Annotated in this window: 10 protein-coding genes; 2 read left to right on the top strand and 8 right to left on the bottom strand. The window is 62.2% G+C overall.

Annotated elements, in window-relative coordinates; genetic code table 11:
* Nucleotides 1–55: 55 nt before the first annotated feature.
* The 3 genes from LNV09_RS18175 to LNV09_RS18165 all read right to left on the bottom strand — a co-directional run bounded on the left by LNV09_RS18175 (nucleotide 56) and on the right by LNV09_RS18165 (nucleotide 1,818).
* Nucleotides 56–394, bottom strand: coding sequence for a cupin domain-containing protein (locus LNV09_RS18175; protein ID WP_263558486.1), 339 nt, complete (start codon nucleotides 392–394; stop codon nucleotides 56–58).
* 269 nt (nucleotides 395–663) lie between these two features.
* Nucleotides 664–1,101, bottom strand: coding sequence for a hypothetical protein (locus LNV09_RS18170; RefSeq protein WP_263558485.1), 438 nt, complete (start codon nucleotides 1,099–1,101; stop codon nucleotides 664–666).
* A 180-nt stretch (nucleotides 1,102–1,281) separates the two neighbouring features.
* Complete coding sequence (locus LNV09_RS18165) at nucleotides 1,282–1,818, bottom strand: Lrp/AsnC family transcriptional regulator (RefSeq protein ID WP_411969322.1); 537 nt, start codon at nucleotides 1,816–1,818, stop codon at nucleotides 1,282–1,284.
* Between the two features lie 255 nt (nucleotides 1,819–2,073).
* Between LNV09_RS18165 and LNV09_RS18160 the strand changes: the two genes are divergently transcribed.
* Nucleotides 2,074–5,643 (top strand): indolepyruvate ferredoxin oxidoreductase family protein, encoded by a 3,570-nt coding sequence (locus tag LNV09_RS18160; RefSeq protein WP_263558484.1) that lies wholly within the window; start codon nucleotides 2,074–2,076, stop codon nucleotides 5,641–5,643.
* Nucleotides 5,644–5,899: 256 nt separating this feature from the next.
* Nucleotides 5,900–7,450: a methyl-accepting chemotaxis protein gene (locus LNV09_RS18155; protein WP_263558483.1), complete on the top strand. Its 1,551-nt coding sequence runs from the start codon at nucleotides 5,900–5,902 to the stop codon at nucleotides 7,448–7,450.
* Here LNV09_RS18155 and LNV09_RS18150 read toward each other — a convergent pair.
* The 5 genes from LNV09_RS18150 to LNV09_RS18130 form a co-directional block, all read right to left on the bottom strand.
* Nucleotides 7,447–8,589 carry a hypothetical protein gene (locus LNV09_RS18150; protein WP_263558482.1) on the bottom strand — a complete coding sequence of 381 codons (1,143 nt, stop codon included), beginning with the start codon at nucleotides 8,587–8,589 and terminating at the stop codon, nucleotides 7,447–7,449. The two genes, LNV09_RS18155 and LNV09_RS18150, sit on opposite strands and share 4 nt — an antisense overlap.
* A 143-nt stretch (nucleotides 8,590–8,732) precedes the next feature.
* Complete coding sequence (locus tag LNV09_RS18145; protein ID WP_263558481.1) at nucleotides 8,733–11,036, bottom strand: Orn/Lys/Arg family decarboxylase; 2,304 nt, start codon at nucleotides 11,034–11,036, stop codon at nucleotides 8,733–8,735.
* A 46-nt stretch (nucleotides 11,037–11,082) separates the two neighbouring features.
* The gene (locus LNV09_RS18140) at nucleotides 11,083–11,997 is read right to left on the bottom strand and encodes an amino acid ABC transporter substrate-binding protein (protein WP_263558480.1); all 915 of its coding nucleotides are present in this window, start codon (nucleotides 11,995–11,997) and stop codon (nucleotides 11,083–11,085) included.
* A 23-nt stretch (nucleotides 11,998–12,020) separates the two neighbouring features.
* Nucleotides 12,021–13,358 (bottom strand): putrescine-ornithine antiporter, encoded by a 1,338-nt coding sequence (gene potE / locus LNV09_RS18135; RefSeq protein ID WP_263558479.1) that lies wholly within the window; start codon nucleotides 13,356–13,358, stop codon nucleotides 12,021–12,023.
* Nucleotides 13,359–13,393: 35 nt separating this feature from the next.
* Nucleotides 13,394–15,682 carry an Orn/Lys/Arg family decarboxylase gene (locus tag LNV09_RS18130; RefSeq protein WP_263558478.1) on the bottom strand — a complete coding sequence of 763 codons (2,289 nt, stop codon included), beginning with the start codon at nucleotides 15,680–15,682 and terminating at the stop codon, nucleotides 13,394–13,396.
* Nucleotides 15,683–15,751: the final 69 nt, after the last annotated feature.

The following is a 15,751-nucleotide window of genomic DNA, read 5'->3' as shown; positions in this document are numbered from 1 at the left end:
AGCGGCAGGCACTTGAACGGGCCGCCGCTTTGGGGTGATGCGGGCGAAAGCCGGATCACTCGACCAGCGTGGTGCCGCTCTTGGCCGTGCCGGGCGGCTCGATCAGCATGAAGTGAGCTTCTTCGCCCTCGGCCACCACCGGCCGGTGCTCGACGCCCTTGGGCACGACGAACATTTCGCCGGCCGCCAGATGAATTTGGCGATCACGTAACTCCAGCATCAAACGGCCTTGCAAGACAAGGAAGAGGTCATCCGACTCTTCATGTTTGTGCCAGGGGTAGCTGCCGCGGCCCTTGGCGACCATCACCTCGTTGCCATTGAAATGAGCGACCGTGCTTGGCCGCCATGGCTCTGTGACGCTGGCAAGTGTGAGCTTCAAATTGACGGCGTGCATGGCCTTCTCTCGGTTCAAGCAACAGGGGTTCCGCGAAAGGGCTTCGGGAAAATACCCAGCTTAACTGAGGGCGGCCGACCCACTCGTGGAACAGGCCGGGCGACCATCACACAGGGGCGGTGATTCAGCCCATTCGAGGCCAGGCGATCAGGTGCCCCAGCGGCATGCACCGCCTGAGATCACCCCGGCGACTGCCTGATGGCACCTTCCAGTGGCTGGGTCAAGGCACCGAGTCATCTTGCATTCCCACACTTGCCCTTGCAACGCCATCACTTGGGCAAAGCAATTTTTACCGTGCGCGGCGCCTGGCCATACTCCTCCACCTCAAGAATCAGACCTTGCGCCTGCGCATCGAAGCGCATGGTCTTGACGACTTCCCGATCGAACTGTGTCAAGGGAGTTTCCACATAAATGAAGCCGAGGTAGCGCTGACGCTGGACGAGGTCCTGCCAGTAGTTCCCAAAATTCCCCCGGCTGTACACACGGCACTCCAGCGACGGGCCGCAATCTATGTCTTGAGTGGTCTTCGCGCTCAGCTGCAAAGAAGTGGTCATCAAGATTCCAAACGAAAGTGCGGCCAAGCTCAGCGCGATCAGCAGAACCACGAGAACCTTGATCAGCTTTTTCCACCACTGCTTGGCGGGCACCGTGTAGGCGCGCAGCAGCAAAACGGCAGCGCTGGTGATGAGCGCGAAATGGGGCAGCAAATTCAGGGGCTCCAACAAATGCAGAGGCCCCAGGATCAAGAACAAGGACAAGATCAAGGCGCCGCCTGCCAAGCGGGAAGCCCGCTTCAGCCACGCAAGACTGCGCCTTTCCAAATCCTTGGCCCCCAGTGTGGTCACAAACATTTGTATTCCTTTAAGAGCCACTACACAGCTACGGTTTCAGCCACCACCCAAATGCGCCAGCGGCACACCGCCACTGGCCTTGACCTCGCCAAGCGAAAAGCTGGTATGTACATCCTTGACGTTAGGCAGGTTCAACAAGGTGTCGATGGTGAAGCGGCTGAAGGCATCGAGGTCGGTCGCCAGGACCTGCAGCTCAAAAGTGCCGGCGCCCGAGATGTAGTGGCAGGAGATCACTTCGGGCAATTGCCGGATCGCATCTTCCAGCGGCTTGGTCGAGGCGCCGGTGTTGCGGTCGGCGTCCAGGCGCACAAAGGCCAGCACGCCCAGGCCGATCTTGCGGCGGTCGATCTCGGCGCGGTAGCCGGTGATGAAGCCCTGCTCTTCCAGCCAGCGCACACGCCGCCAGGTCGGGGCGGTGGACAGGCCGATGCGCGCCGACAGCTCAGCATTCGACAAGCGAGCATCGCGTTGCAGCTCGGCCAGGATGGCAATGTGGAAACGATCCAGGGTGTCGCCACCGGCGCCTTCGCCATCCAGCGTTGGGCTGCCAGCCGGCGCCGGCGCAATGTTCAGCGCTGTTTTGGCCAAGGCTTTCGCCCGGCCATGCCCTGTTTCTGGCTTTCGAGATGCCAATCTGTACTCCTTTTGACGTTTGCAGCATGATTATTGCTCTTGAATCAAAATTGCAACAGCAAAAAGCAAGCACCAAACGCCGCGCTTTCCCTACACTGCCCTACCCGGTAATACTGCCCATACCCAAAGGGGGCGAAGTCGCCACAAGCGACCTGCGCCAGCCCTGCCCCAAACCAAGAGACAAGCGACACCACCATGAATGCACCCTTGCCCGATCACATCCTGCGCGCGCTAGAAAAAGTCACGCTGGACGACAAATACGCGCTCGACTCGGGTCGCGCGTTCATGAGCGGGGTGCAGGCCCTCGTGCGCCTGCCGATGCTTCAGCGCACGCGCGACGCAATGGCCGGCCTCAACACCGCCGGTTTCATATCCGGCTACCGCGGCTCGCCACTGGGTGGTTATGACCAGGCGCTGCAATCGGCCAAAAAGCATCTGGCCAAACAGCACATCGTGTTCCAACCCGGCGTCAACGAGGAACTCGGCGCCACTGCGGTGTGGGGCTCGCAGCAACTCGACCTCTTCCCCGAGAAAGCCAAGTTCGACGGTGTGTTCGGCATCTGGTACGGCAAGGGCCCGGGTGTGGACCGCAGCATCGACGTCTTCAAACACGCCAATATGGCCGGCACCTCCAAGCATGGCGGCGTGATCGCGATCGCTGCCGATGACCATATCGCCAAGAGTTCCACCGCCGCGCACCAGAGCGACCACGTGTTCAAGGCGGCCGGCTTCCCGGTCTTCTTCCCGAGCAGCGTGCAGGGCATCCTGGACATGGGCGTGCACGCATTCGCGATGAGTCGCTTCTCGGGCCTGTGGTCGGGCATGAAGACGATTCAAGAGATTGTCGAGTCGGGTGCCTCGGTCAGCGTCGACCCGGACCGCGTCAAGATCATCATGCCGGAGGACTTCCCGATGCCGGCCGGCGGCCTGCATATCCGCTGGCCCGACGCGCCGCTGGAGCAAGAAGCGCGCATGATGGACCACAAGTGGTACGCCGCCCTGGCCTATGTGCGCGCCAATAAGCTCAACTACAACGTGATCTCGACCCAGCAGGATCGCTTCGGTCTGATCGCCTCCGGCAAGGCTTATAACGACACCCGCCAGGCGCTGCATGACCTGGGTCTGGACGACGACACCTGCCGCCGCCTCGGCATCCGCGTTCACAAGGTCAATGTGGTTTGGCCGCTAGAAGCGACGATCACGCGCGACTTTGCCGACGGCCTGCAAGAAATCCTCGTGGTGGAAGAAAAGCGCCAGGTCATCGAGTATCAAATCAAGGAACAGCTCTACAACTGGCGCCCCGATGTGCGCCCGCATGTGCTGGGCAAATTCGATGACGACGCCGATTCGGGTGCCCTGGGCGGCGAATGGGGCATGGCCAGCCCGAGCAAGAACTGGCTCTTGCGCCCACAGGCCGATCTGACGCCGGCCATCATTGCCCGCGCAATCGCCAAACGTTTAAAGAAGCTCGGCGTCGACGCCGATGTGATGGCACGTTTGGACGCCCGCGTTGCCATCATCGATGCCAAAGAGAATGCGCTCAAGGCCGAGGAAAAAACCGCCGCCGGTGCCGACCGCACGCCGTGGTTCTGCAGCGGCTGCCCGCACAACACCTCCACCCGCGTGCCCGAAGGTTCGCGCGCAGTGGGCGGCATCGGCTGCCACTATATGGTCACCTGGATGCCCGGCCGCAGCACCGCCACCTTCACGCAGATGGGCGGCGAAGGCGTGCCATGGGTGGGGCAGTCGGCCTTCACCGACGAGAAGCACATCTTCTCCAATCTTGGCGACGGTACCTACTTCCACAGCGGCATCCTGGCGATCCGCCAATCGATCGCCGCCGGCGTCAACATCACCTACAAAATCCTCTACAACGATGCGGTCGCGATGACCGGCGGCCAGCAAGTGGGCGAGCGCGCGGAAGGCCACAGCGTCCTGCAAATCATGCAAAGCGTGATCTCGGAAGGCGTGGCCAAACTTTGCATCGTGACGGATGAGCCGCAGAAGTACGACGGCGTGGCGCTGCTGCCCGGCGTGACCGCGCATCACCGCGATGAGCTGGACACCATCCAGCGCGAGTTCCGCGAGATCGTCGGCACCTCGGCCATCATCTATGACCAGACCTGCGCGACCGAAAAGCGCCGCCGCCGCAAGCGGGGCAAGTTAACAGACCCGGCCAAGCGCGTCGTTATCAACGACTTGGTCTGCGAAGGTTGCGGTGATTGCAGCATTCAATCCAACTGCTTGAGCATAGAGCCCTTGGACACCGAGTTTGGGCGCAAGCGCCAGATCAACCAGAACAGCTGCAACAAGGACTATTCCTGCGTCAAGGGCTTCTGCCCGAGCTTCGTCACCGTCGAAGGCGGCCAGCTCAAGAAACCCAAGAAGGACAAGCGCCTGAGCCCCTTCGACGCGGCTTTGGGCACCCTGCCCCTGCCTTTGATCCCTAACCCCGAAAAAGCCTGGGGCATCGTCGTCGCCGGCGTCGGCGGCACCGGCGTCATCACCATCGGCCAGCTGCTGGGCATGGCCGCCCACCTGGAAGGCAAGGGCGTGATCACGCAAGACGCCGCAGGATTGGCGCAAAAGGGCGGCAGCACCTGGAGCCATATCCAGATTGCCAATAGCGAAGACGCGATCCACTGCACCAAGGTTGGCACGGCCGAGGCCGATCTGGTCATCGCCTGCGACTCCATCGTCGCCGCCAACAAGACCACGCTGGCGGTGATGCGCGAGGGCCGCACCTTTGTGGCGCTCAACACCCATGGCTCGCCGACCGCCGCGCTGGTCAATGACGCGAACTGGTCATTCCCAGCGGCTGCTTGTGAGAGCGCGGTTGCCTCGGCCGTTGGCCAAGCGGGTGTTGGCATGTTTGACGCCGAGGAAGTGGCCGTCAAGCTGGTCGGCGACTCGCTCTACACCAACCCGCTGATGCTGGGCTATGCCTGGCAGCAAGGCCGCGTGCCTTTGAGCTATGCGGCGCTGATGCGGGCGATCGAGCTGAACAATGTGCAGATCGAGAACAACAAGATCGCGTTTGAATGGGGCCGTCGCTGCGCGCAGGATCTGGCTGCCGTGCGAGCCCTGTTCGAGGCGCGCCAAGTCATCAATATCGTCAAGCGCCCCGGCCTGGACGAGATGTTCTCCAAGCGCATCGACTTCCTGGTTGACTACCAAGACCCGGCCTATGCAGAGAGCTACAAAGCCTTCGTCGACAAGGTGCGCGCAGCCGAAGACAAGCTGGGCGGCCCGACCCACAAACTGACCGAAGCGGTGGCCCGTTATCTATTCAAGCTGATGGCCTACAAGGACGAGTACGAAGTCGCGCGCCTGCACACCGACCAGAAGTTCCTGGATCAAGTGGCCAGCCAGTTCGAAGGCGACTACAAGCTGGTGCATCACCTGGCGCCGCCGCTATTGGCCAAAAAGAACGCCAAGGGCGACTTGATCAAGCAGCAGATGGGCGGCTGGATTCGGCCCGCCTTTGGCTTGCTGGCCAAGTTCAAGGGCCTGCGCGGCGGCACATTTGACATCTTCGGCTACACGGCCGAGCGCAAGATGGAACGCGCCTTGATTGACGAGTACCGCGCCAGCATCGAAGCGATCCTGGCCAAGGGCTTGACGCCTGCGCGTCTGAGCCTGGCCACCGAGATTGCCCGCATTCCCGAGGAGATTCGCGGTTACGGCCATGTCAAGGAGCGCCATGTGCATGCAGCGCGCGCCAAGTGGGACGGGCTGATGGCGCAGTGGAAGGCCCTCGCTTGATCTGACGCCAAGCTTTCAACCGCCAACCCGCAGTGCGCAAGCCCTGCGGGTTTTTTTATTGATTGAAACTGTGCAGCAATTCACAACAACGCTGATGCATTCAAGCTTGGAGCTGCCCGAGCCGACAATACATTGATACTTGTCAAAGTATCAATGCCGCTTCCGCAGCAGCATGACCAGTGGCTGCGTTGCCCAAGCGCACAAGCTCTCGGCGACGCCCTGACACGGCCGGTTGTCAAAGTGAAGGGTCTGCCCCATGAGTTTTTTTAACACCAAAGGTATTGCCCAGCGGCTCTACCTGGTGTCGTTTGCACTTTCGCTCGCGCTGCTTGCTGTGGCCGCCACCGCCTATGTCAAGCTCAATGCCGTGGCAGCCACGGCGGAGGCGACCGAAAAAGGTCGCGTGCCGCAGCTGACGCGCATTGCGGCGATGGAGCTCAATATCACCCGAATATCTCTGCAGCTGCGCCACGCCATGCTGGCCCGCAACGATGCGGAACGAAACGCCTCGATCGAGGACATTGGCAGCAAACGCAAGTTGGTGACAGAGATGTCTGCCGCGTACGAGAACCTGCTATTCACTACAGAGGGCAAGCGCCGCTTTGCCCAGTTGCCGCCGCTGCTGGGCCGCTTCTGGCAAGTGGCCGAGGGCAATATTGCATTGGTTCAAGACGGCAAGAAAGAAGAGGCCTTCGCCTATCTGGTGGACAAGACAATTCCCGCTCGCAATGAAGTGTTGGCCGTGCTGGACGAGACCGTCAAGTTCCAGCAAGACTCGCTCACCACGGACATTGACGGTGTGCGGTCGGAGATTGGCACCACCTTGAAGCTGCTGCTGGGTATTGTCGGGGTCTGCTTGCTTGGGCTGCTATTCCTGTCCGTGCTGATCGCCAAAGCGCTACGTCAACGGGTGCAAGCGTCGCAAGATGTGGCTGAGCGCGTGCGCGATGGCGACCTGACCGTTCCAATCCGGGACCAAAGCCAAGACGAGTTCTCGCCCTTGCTCAGCGCGCTGAGCGGCATGCAGGATTCCTTGATTGATGTGGTGGGCAATGTGCGCAGCAATGCCGAGAGCGTGGCGACCGCCAGTGCCGAGATCGCGCAGGGCAATCAAGACCTGTCCGCCCGCACCGAGGCGCAAGCCTCGGCTTTGCAGCAAACCGCCGCCACCATGGATGAGCTGGGCAATACCGTCAGGCATAACGCCGATAACGCCCGCCAAGCGAATCAACTCTCCTTGAACGCCTCGATGGTGGCCGAGCAAGGCGGGCAAGTGGTTGGGCAAGTGGTGGAGACGATGCGCGGCATCAACGAGTCTTCAAGGAAGATTTCGGACATCATCAGCGTCATTGATGGCATTGCCTTCCAGACCAATATCCTGGCGCTCAATGCGGCCGTCGAGGCCGCGAGAGCCGGCGAGCAGGGGCGCGGTTTCGCCGTGGTGGCGTCCGAAGTGCGCAGCCTGGCGCAGCGCAGCGCGGAAGCCGCGCGTGAAATCAAAACCTTGATTGTCGACAGCGTCGAGCGCGTTGAGGCCGGCAGCAATCTGGTCGGGCAGGCCGGCCAGACCATGGATGAAATCGTCGGTGCGATCAAGCGTGTGGCCGATATCGTGGCCGAGATCAGCGCCGCCAGTGCTCAGCAAAGCAGCGGCGTCGCGCAAGTCGGCGCGGCCATCACCAAAATGGATCAAGCCACGCAGCAAAATGCGGCCTTGGTGGAGCAGTCCGCCGCCGCCGCCGAGAGCTTGCGCGGGCAAGCGGGCCAGTTGGTGCAAGCGGTAGCCGTCTTCAAGCTCAGGCGCTAGCGGAGCGACGGCGTCGCCAAGCGGCGCCGCAGCAGGCCAAACAGGCCCAGCAAGCCCGCCAGCAGCATGGAAGAACTTGCCAGCTCAGGCACCGGGGTGAGCAGGAAGACATGTTGGCTCCACTGGCCGCTGGCACTGTCAAAATAATCTCCAGCCCCAAGGATCTGGCCGCTCTCGTTGATGTCTCTGGCCTGGGTCAGTTTGCCAAAACTCGCACCCGTGTAGGCCACGGTGTTCAAGTCGATCTCGCTCCAGCCCAAGGCGCCTGGTGTCCACATCATGGCGCGACCGTCGTAGGGGCCAAAGGAGCCTGTGCCGACGATGATATTGGCCTCATTGATGCCGCCGACCTCGCCCACATTCATCTGCCAATTGGCCGCCGTCGCACTGACAGGCAATTGCGTCACTGTGCTGCCCTGCCACACATAAGTCTGGTTCCAGCTATAGCCCGCTGCTTCATAAAAAGCCGCGCCGGCCACCGTGTTCGAGTTGTTGATCGCCGCTCCCGCAGGCCTGTAGCCAGCCCGCGCGGGGATGAAGGTGGTGGGACCGAGCCCGTTTGAATAGCCGGTTTGAAAATTGGCCGTCGGCGAATTCACATTGCTCATCAAGCCCATGCCGGCGTCATTGATGGCGCTGCCCGTGCTCCACTTGTCCAGTTCCGTGATGGCATAGCCGCCGCTGCCATCGGGTGACCAGATCGCAGCCCCATCACCGGTATTGCCGATGATCTGGCCCTTGGCATTGATTTGCCGCACTTCGGAATAGCTGTAGTTGGCCCAATTGGCCAGCTGCGGCAAATTGGTCCTGACGCCGCCCTGCCATGCAAAGGCCTGCGCCGAGCCCCCATTGCGATCAACCCCGATCACGGTGTTGCTGTTGTTGATGCCGTAGAGGCCGAAGTTATTGGCATTGCCCTGCGCATTGAACAGTTCTGTGACCGAGTAGCCGCCGCCGGCCACGGGGCTCAGGATGCGGTTACCCAGGATGACCGCGCCTTGATCGTTCAAGGCCATGGTTTGCACGTTGTAGGCCGAGCCCAGATCGGTGATGGTCCAGCTGCTGGCCGCCGCAGCGTTGCCTGCCACCAAGGCCATCAAAGCATGGCCGGTCAGCAAAGTCGTTGATATCCGCTTCATCATTGCCCCTTGTTTTTCGACAAGAACTCGGGCGACAACTTCGCTTGAGACTGCAGCCCTTGGCAAAACGATACTGCTTTGCCGGCCACGCGTTTTGACCTAAATCAGCCCTTCTCGGACTGTTGCAAGGATCACTGCCTGGCCTACTGTTTCAGGCAATAGACGCTGTAGACGCCGTCCTTCTCTATCGTGCCCTCGACCTCCTTGGCGAACCCGGGGAAGGCCTCGGCCCAATGCTGCAGCACGCGCAGATAACTGATCCAGGCCCCATCGGCTGGGCCTATGTTCTCGCCCGACATCACGATAGGGATGCCGGGCGGGTAAGGAATCACGCCGACGGTGACGACGCGGTTGGCCATCTCGTCCAAGGGCAGCAACTCCACCTCGCCGGCCATCAAAGCCTGAAAGGCGACGCGCGGCGTGCAAACCGGCTTGGGCAGCTGCGCATAAGCTTCGGCTTCCCAATGCCCCATGCGGCCAGCGCGTAGCTCGGCCCACATCGCATCGCCCAGATCCTTCAGCCCCATGCCGGCATAACGTGCCGGCGCAGCGGCAAGCACGCGCGGCAAGGCGTCCGCCAGCGGCACATTGGCGTCGTAGTCGCGCTTGAAGTCGAGCAAGGTGTTGATCAAAGTGCCCCATTTGCCCTTGGTCACGCCCATCGAAAACAAGAACAACACCATGTGCGAGGTGGTACGCGAAGGCACGATGCCGTGTTGGCCCAGATAGGCCGTCACCAGGTCGCAAGGAATGCCACGCTCGGACAGCTGACCGTCATCCTGCATGCCCGGCGCCACCACGGCGAACTTGATCGGGTCGAGCAGGCACCAGCCGTCAGGCAGCGCGTCAAAGCCATGCCAACTCTCGCCCGGATGAAGCACCCAGCAAGTGGGCTCATGGGCCAGCAACTCGGCCGGTGCATCGGCGAATGCATAACGCACACCCGTGGCGGGGTCGGTGACCTCAGGCGCGTTCCAGGGCGTGAAGAACCACTCGCCCTTGGCTGCCAACTCGCGCTGCACCTGGGCCACGGCCTGGCGGCAGGCGATCGCCTCATCGATCACGTCCTGCGTCAGCGCCTCGCCGGAAGGGCCGGCCATCATCGCGGCCGCCACCTCATTGCTGGCGATCAACGCGTACAGCGGCGAGGTCGAGGCCTGCGCGCCATAGGCTTCGTTGAAGCGACCATGATCAATCGCACCGCGCCCGTCGCGCACATGGATGAAGGAGGTCTGCGACAGCGCCGCCAAGAGCTTGTGGGTCGAGTGCGTCGCGTAGACGCTCGGGCCATCGTCCGCATGGCTACTGGCCGCGCCGCGCATCGCATAACGGTCACGGTACATGGGGTTGAAGCGGGCATAGCCATACCAGGCTTCATCGAAATGGATGCGGTCGACACTCTGGCCCAGCAGGCTTTCCGCGCTCTTGGCGTCGTAGCACATGCCGTCATAGGTGCAGTTGGTCACCACGCTGTAGACGGCGCGCTGTGACTCGGCCTGCGCCGCCAGCGGGTTGGCGGCGATCTTGGCCGCAATCGCGGCGGGCGTCATCTGATCGGGGTGGATAGGGCCGATCACGCCATAGCGGTTGCGCCCGGCTTGCAAAAACACCGGGATGCCGCCGGTGATAGCCAGGCCCTGCTCGATCGACTTGTGGCAGTTGCGGTCGCACAGCGCGATCTGCTGCTCGCCGATGCAGGCCGACATGATGGTGCGGTTGGAGGCCGAGGTGCCGTTCAGCACCGAGTAGCTGCGATCGCTGCCGAACACGCGCGCCGCGTATTGCTCGCTCTCACCGATCGGGCCGCTGTGCGAGAGCAGCGAACCCAGGGCGCCGCGCTCGATGCCCATGTCGGTGCGGAACAGCGTCTCGCCGTAGGCGTCATGGAACAGCCGCCCGATCGGCGACTTGGTGAAGGCCACGCCGCCCTGGTGACCGGGCGCCGCCCAGGAATACTCGGCATCACGGTTGTAGTTGACCAGCGCGCGGGCAAAGGGCGGCAGCAGCCCGTCGAAGTAACGATCCAGCGCCGCTTCAACGCGGCGCGCGATGAAGGCCGGGCTATCCTCCAACGTCCAGATGAACTCATCCGCCAAGCTGGCCACCTCGACCGTCATCGGCCCGCTTGATGCCTTGCGGTCGGCGAGCAGGAACACCGGCAGACTCGCATTGCGCTTGCGCAGATTCCGCAACAGCTCAGTGGCGGCTGCATGGCTGGCGGCGTCATTGGCGCCCAAGGACCAATCCAGCAGCAAGCAGTGGATGGACGTATCCGAGATCAGATTGGCCAGGCCATCTTCATAAGACAGCGACTCGATCACCTCGACGCCATGCTCGCGCAGCGCGCCAACGATGGCCCGGATGCGCCGGCTGGCCGTGCTGGACTCACCGGCCAGGTCGCCGTCAACGCAGAGTACGCGGGAAGGGATCAGCTTGGAGCTGGTCATGGCTTAAGTCCTCGTCTGGATAAAAAGAGCTAGGCGATCCTGCAACTCAAGGCAGCGCAAAGCCGGTGTAAATCAGGCGGCTGGCTTCATCCAGCGGCCCGAAATGGCGCTCATAGAGCGTGGCGAAGTCGGGGCTCTTGAGCAGCCGACTCAAAGCACCATCCACCAGCAGGCGCAAGTCATCCTCGTTGCGGCCCATCGCCAGCGCCAGCGGCTCGGCGGCAAAGCGACGCTCCAGCACCAGCACCTCGCCGCTCAGCTTGTTGCGCTGCACATAGTCCTTCAGCAGCGCACGCTCACCAAAAAATGCATCGGCCTGGCGCGCTCGCACCAGTTCGATCCCCTTGCCGTAATCATCGACGGTGATCGCATTGACGGTCACGCCAAGCCGGCGTGTTTGCTCGCGCACCCAAGCCTCGGTAACCGTGCCACCACGCACCGCATAAGTGTGATTGGACAGGCCGCCATTGGTGGTGCCGCGCCAGACCGGGCCGCTGCGGGCCGGCTTGCCGCTCAAGACATCGCGCAGGCTTTGCGCTGCGTCGCCGCGCAATAGCACACCGATGCCGCCGCTGACGACCGGAATCGAGTAAGACATGCGCTCGCGGCGCTTGAGCGTTTCCACCGTTGCCGTGCAGAGCAAATCAACGCCGCCCTGGCTGACAGTCTCCTCGGCGTCCTCGGCTTTCAGTGCCACATAACTCACTTTCAAGGCGGGCTGTGCCAGCTTGAATTTGATGGCATCGACGACGACTTGGCAGACCTCGATGGCATAGCCACTGGGCTTGCCGTCGGCGCCCAGATAGGAGTAAGGCGCGGCACGGTCGATGAAGCCGAGCTTGATGGTGTCGGCCTTCTTGATGCGCTCCAGCGTCTGGGCCGAGGCCGACTGCGGCAAGATCAAGCCGGCCAACAGGCCAATGCCCAGAAGACCGGCGCCTAGTTTGCGGAATTTGCTCATGATGCTTGTCCTGCTGATGGGGTTCATGCGCGTGTGGCTCCGCCGACTGCTGCAGGCGCAGCGATAAAACGGTTCGCAATAAAACCGTAGATCAAGTACCCGACCGCCATCACAATCATGCCGCCGAACACCGCCTCCTGGCCCGAGGCATACAGCGCATAAAAGCTGTAAATCATCGCCACCATCAAGACCGCCACATTCCGGCTGAACACGGCCGGGCTGACCTCGGCCTTGTGCATGATGATCATCAACGCCGATAGCGCCGTCACATAGGGAATCAGGTTGGTCACGGCAGCCAAATTGACCAGCTTGCCAAACTGGGCCGCCGCGTCGGGCGACATCGTCGACACCGCCATCAGCGTTTGCAACACACCCGCCACCACCATGCCGACCACAGGCGCATCGGCCGCCGTCACACGGGCAAAGAATTTCGGGAACATGCGCTGCTCGGCCGCCGCCTTGGACACTTGCGCCAGCGTGAACTGCCAACCCAAGAGCGAGCCTACGCAGGCCGCCACCGCCAGGAACAGAATCACATTGCCGACCATGGGCGTGAACATGGTGGAGTACACCAAGGCAAACGGAGCCGTCGAATTGGCCAGTTCGGCATTCGGCACGATGCCCTGGATCACTGTCGTGGACAAGATGTAAACCACCGCCGCCCCGCCGGTGCCGAACAGGCAGGCCAGCGGCACATTGCGCTTGGGGTTCTCGACCGCGTCGGAGTTGGCGGCCGCCGACTCCATGCCTAAAAAGGCCCAGAGCGTCAGCGGAATGCTGGACGAGATCGCCTCGGCCAAAGGTACGTTGTGCGGGTTCCAGGCCTGCGCGAACACATCGGACTTGAACCACAGCCAACCGATCACTGACAAGCCCGCGACCGGGATGATGACGCCCCAGACGGTGATGGCGCCGATCTTGCCTGTGACCTTGGGGCCGCCAAAATTGGCCACCGTGGTCAGCCACAGCAGCGCCACCACGCCAACGAACAAGGGCGTGGCGCCGGTGCCCAGCCAGGGGATGAAGGGCGTGATGTAGCCGACCGCCGAAATCGCGATCGCCACATTGCCGATCGCCAGCGACAGGTAATACAAAAACGAGGCCATGAAGAAGCCCGACTTGCCATGCGCCTCCTCGGTATAGGCCGACATGCCGCCGGAGCGGGCGCAAAACAAGCCGCATTGCGCGAAGCTGTAGGCAATCGCCATCGAACCGACTGCCGTGATTGCCCATGAAAGCAGCGACACGGCACCGATTTGCGCCATATTGGCCGGCAGCATGATGATGCCGGAGCCCATCATATTGACCGCCACGATGGTGGTCAGCCCCATCAGGCTCATCTTCTTGCTGGAGTCAGCCATGCAGGCCTCCTGTGTCAAATGTATGGATGGACGAGCTACTTCAGGCACTGCACGTAATAGCGGCCGTCGCGGTCTTCGACGCCGTGCGTGTCATGCCCGAAGCCCGGAAAGCGCTTGCCCCAGTCCTGCAGGCCACGCAGATAGGCGATGAAGGGGCCGTCGTCCGCGCCGGCCAATTCACCCGGCATCAGCATAGGAATGCCCGGTGGGTAGGGCACCACGGCGGTCGCGATGACGCGCCCGGCCAGGTTCTCCAGCGCCACTTCTTCAATCTCGTTGTGCACCAGCTTGGAGTAAGCGTCGGCCGGCGTCATCACCGGCACCGGCAGGCTGGAGAAAGCCTGCGCCTGCACCCGCAAGATATCGCTCGCCTTCATCTGCTCGAACATGGCCTTGGCCAAGTCCTGCAAGCCCATGCCCTCGTACTGCGCCGGCGCATCGGCCACATGCTCGAACAAGACTTCAGCAACCGGTGTGTTGGCGTCGTAGGCATCCTTGAAGCGCAGCAGCGCATTGACCAGGGTGCCGAACTTGCCGCGCGTGATGCCCATTGAGAACAGAACCAGAATGGTGAAGTCGGTGGTCTTCTCGACCTGGATGCCGCGCTTGCTCAGAAAGGCGGTCACCAACATCGCCGGGATGCCCATCTGCTCAAACCTGCCGTCAGCTGCCACGCCCGGGCTGACGATAGAGACCTTGATCGGGTCCAGCATGCAATAGCCGGCTTCGATGTCCTTGAAGCCATGCCAGGCCGCGCCAGGGTGCAGGGTCCAGCAGTCCGGCTCGCTGATCAGCAACTCAGTCGGCGCATCTTCAAAAGCGATTTGCGCGCCGCTGACCGGGTCGGTCACGGTGTCAGCATTCCAGGTGCTGAAGAACCAGTCGCCGGTGGTTTCGGCCTCGCGCTTGATCGTGCGCACGCCCTTGCGGAAAGCGACGGCCTCTTGGATCGACTCGGTCGTCAGCGTGCGCCCGCCGACGCCGCTCATCATCGCCGCCGAGACCTCGTTGGACGCGATGATCGCGTACAGCGGCGAGGTCGAGCCATGCATCATGTAGCTCTCGTTGAAGCGCGCATGCGGCACCGGGTTGCGGCCGTCACGCACGCTGATCAAGGAGGACTGGCTGATGGCGGCCAGCAGCTTGTGCGTGGAGGTGGTGGTGAAGATGGTCGGCTTGTCGCGCGGGTAATCCTTGGCCTCGCCATACATGCCGAAGCGGTTGCGGTAGAGCGGGTTGAAGCGCGCATAGCCGTACCAGGCTTCGTCGAAATGGATGCGGTCGACGCTCTTGTCGAGCAGCTCCACCACGCGCGGCACCAGATAGATCAGGCCGTCATAGGTCGAGTTGGTGACGATGGCATGCACCGCTTTTTGCGCCTTGTCCTTGGCCAAGGGGTTGCGCTGGATGGCTGCCTGGACCCCTTCCTCACTGAGTGTCTTGGCGTAGATCGGGCCGATGATGCCGAGGTGGTTGCGCGAAGGCACGAGGTAGGTTGGCACCACCCCCGTCATGGTCAGCGCCTGCTCGGTGGACTTGTGGGCATTGCGATCACATAAGGCGTAATCTCCACGGGTCACCGAGGACATCATGATGACCCGGTTCGACATCGAGGAGCCATTCGTCACCGTGTAGGCCCGGTCGGCGCCGAAGATCTTGGCGCAGTATTTTTCACTCTCGCCGATCGGGCCGCTGTGGTCCAGCAGGGAACCGAGCTCACCGACCGAAATCGACAGGTCCGAGCGCAGCAGGTTTTCGCCGAAATAGTCATGGAAAGCGCGACCCACCGGTGACTTCAGGAAGGCCGTGCCACCGGCATGGCCGGGCGTGTGCCAGGAGTATTCATACTTCTGCGCGAATTGGATCAAGGCCTTGGTGAACGGAGGTGCCACCGCCTCGCGGTAACGCTGGATGGCGGCCATCACGCGGCCGGCAATAAAGCTGGTCGTGTCTTCCAAGAACCAGATCAGCTCATCGACCTGGCGCATCACGGCGGCCGTCAAGGCGGCACCGTCTTTGTCGGCCATCAGGAACACCGGCACATCGGTGTTGCGCGAGCGGATCAAGTCCAGCAAGGCCTGCGCCGCATGATGCTGCGGGTCTTGGCTGCCCAGCGTCCAGCTCAGCAAGATGCCTTGGATCGAGGGGTCGGACAGGATCACCGCGCGAGCGTCTTCGGCGGAAGTGGCCTCGATGACGGCGATATCACGTTCAGCGAGCGCCTGCGCCAGCGAGCGCACCGTTCGGCCCACCGCCGTCTGGCCGCCAAACTCATCGCTGATGACCAGCACCTTCATTCCAATAATCAGCGTGCCTTGACTCATTTTCTTTGACCCCCAGTTTTGGCCAGACCAGCTTGAGCGCTGCGGCCGAAAAGAGGCCTGTTCGGGCCT

The organism is Paucibacter sp. B2R-40, from assembly GCF_025717555.1.
GTDB lineage: Bacteria > Pseudomonadota > Gammaproteobacteria > Burkholderiales > Burkholderiaceae_C > Paucibacter_A.
The sequence above is the reverse complement of the archived record's forward strand: the minus strand, read 5'-3'. Positions and strand labels throughout refer to the sequence as shown.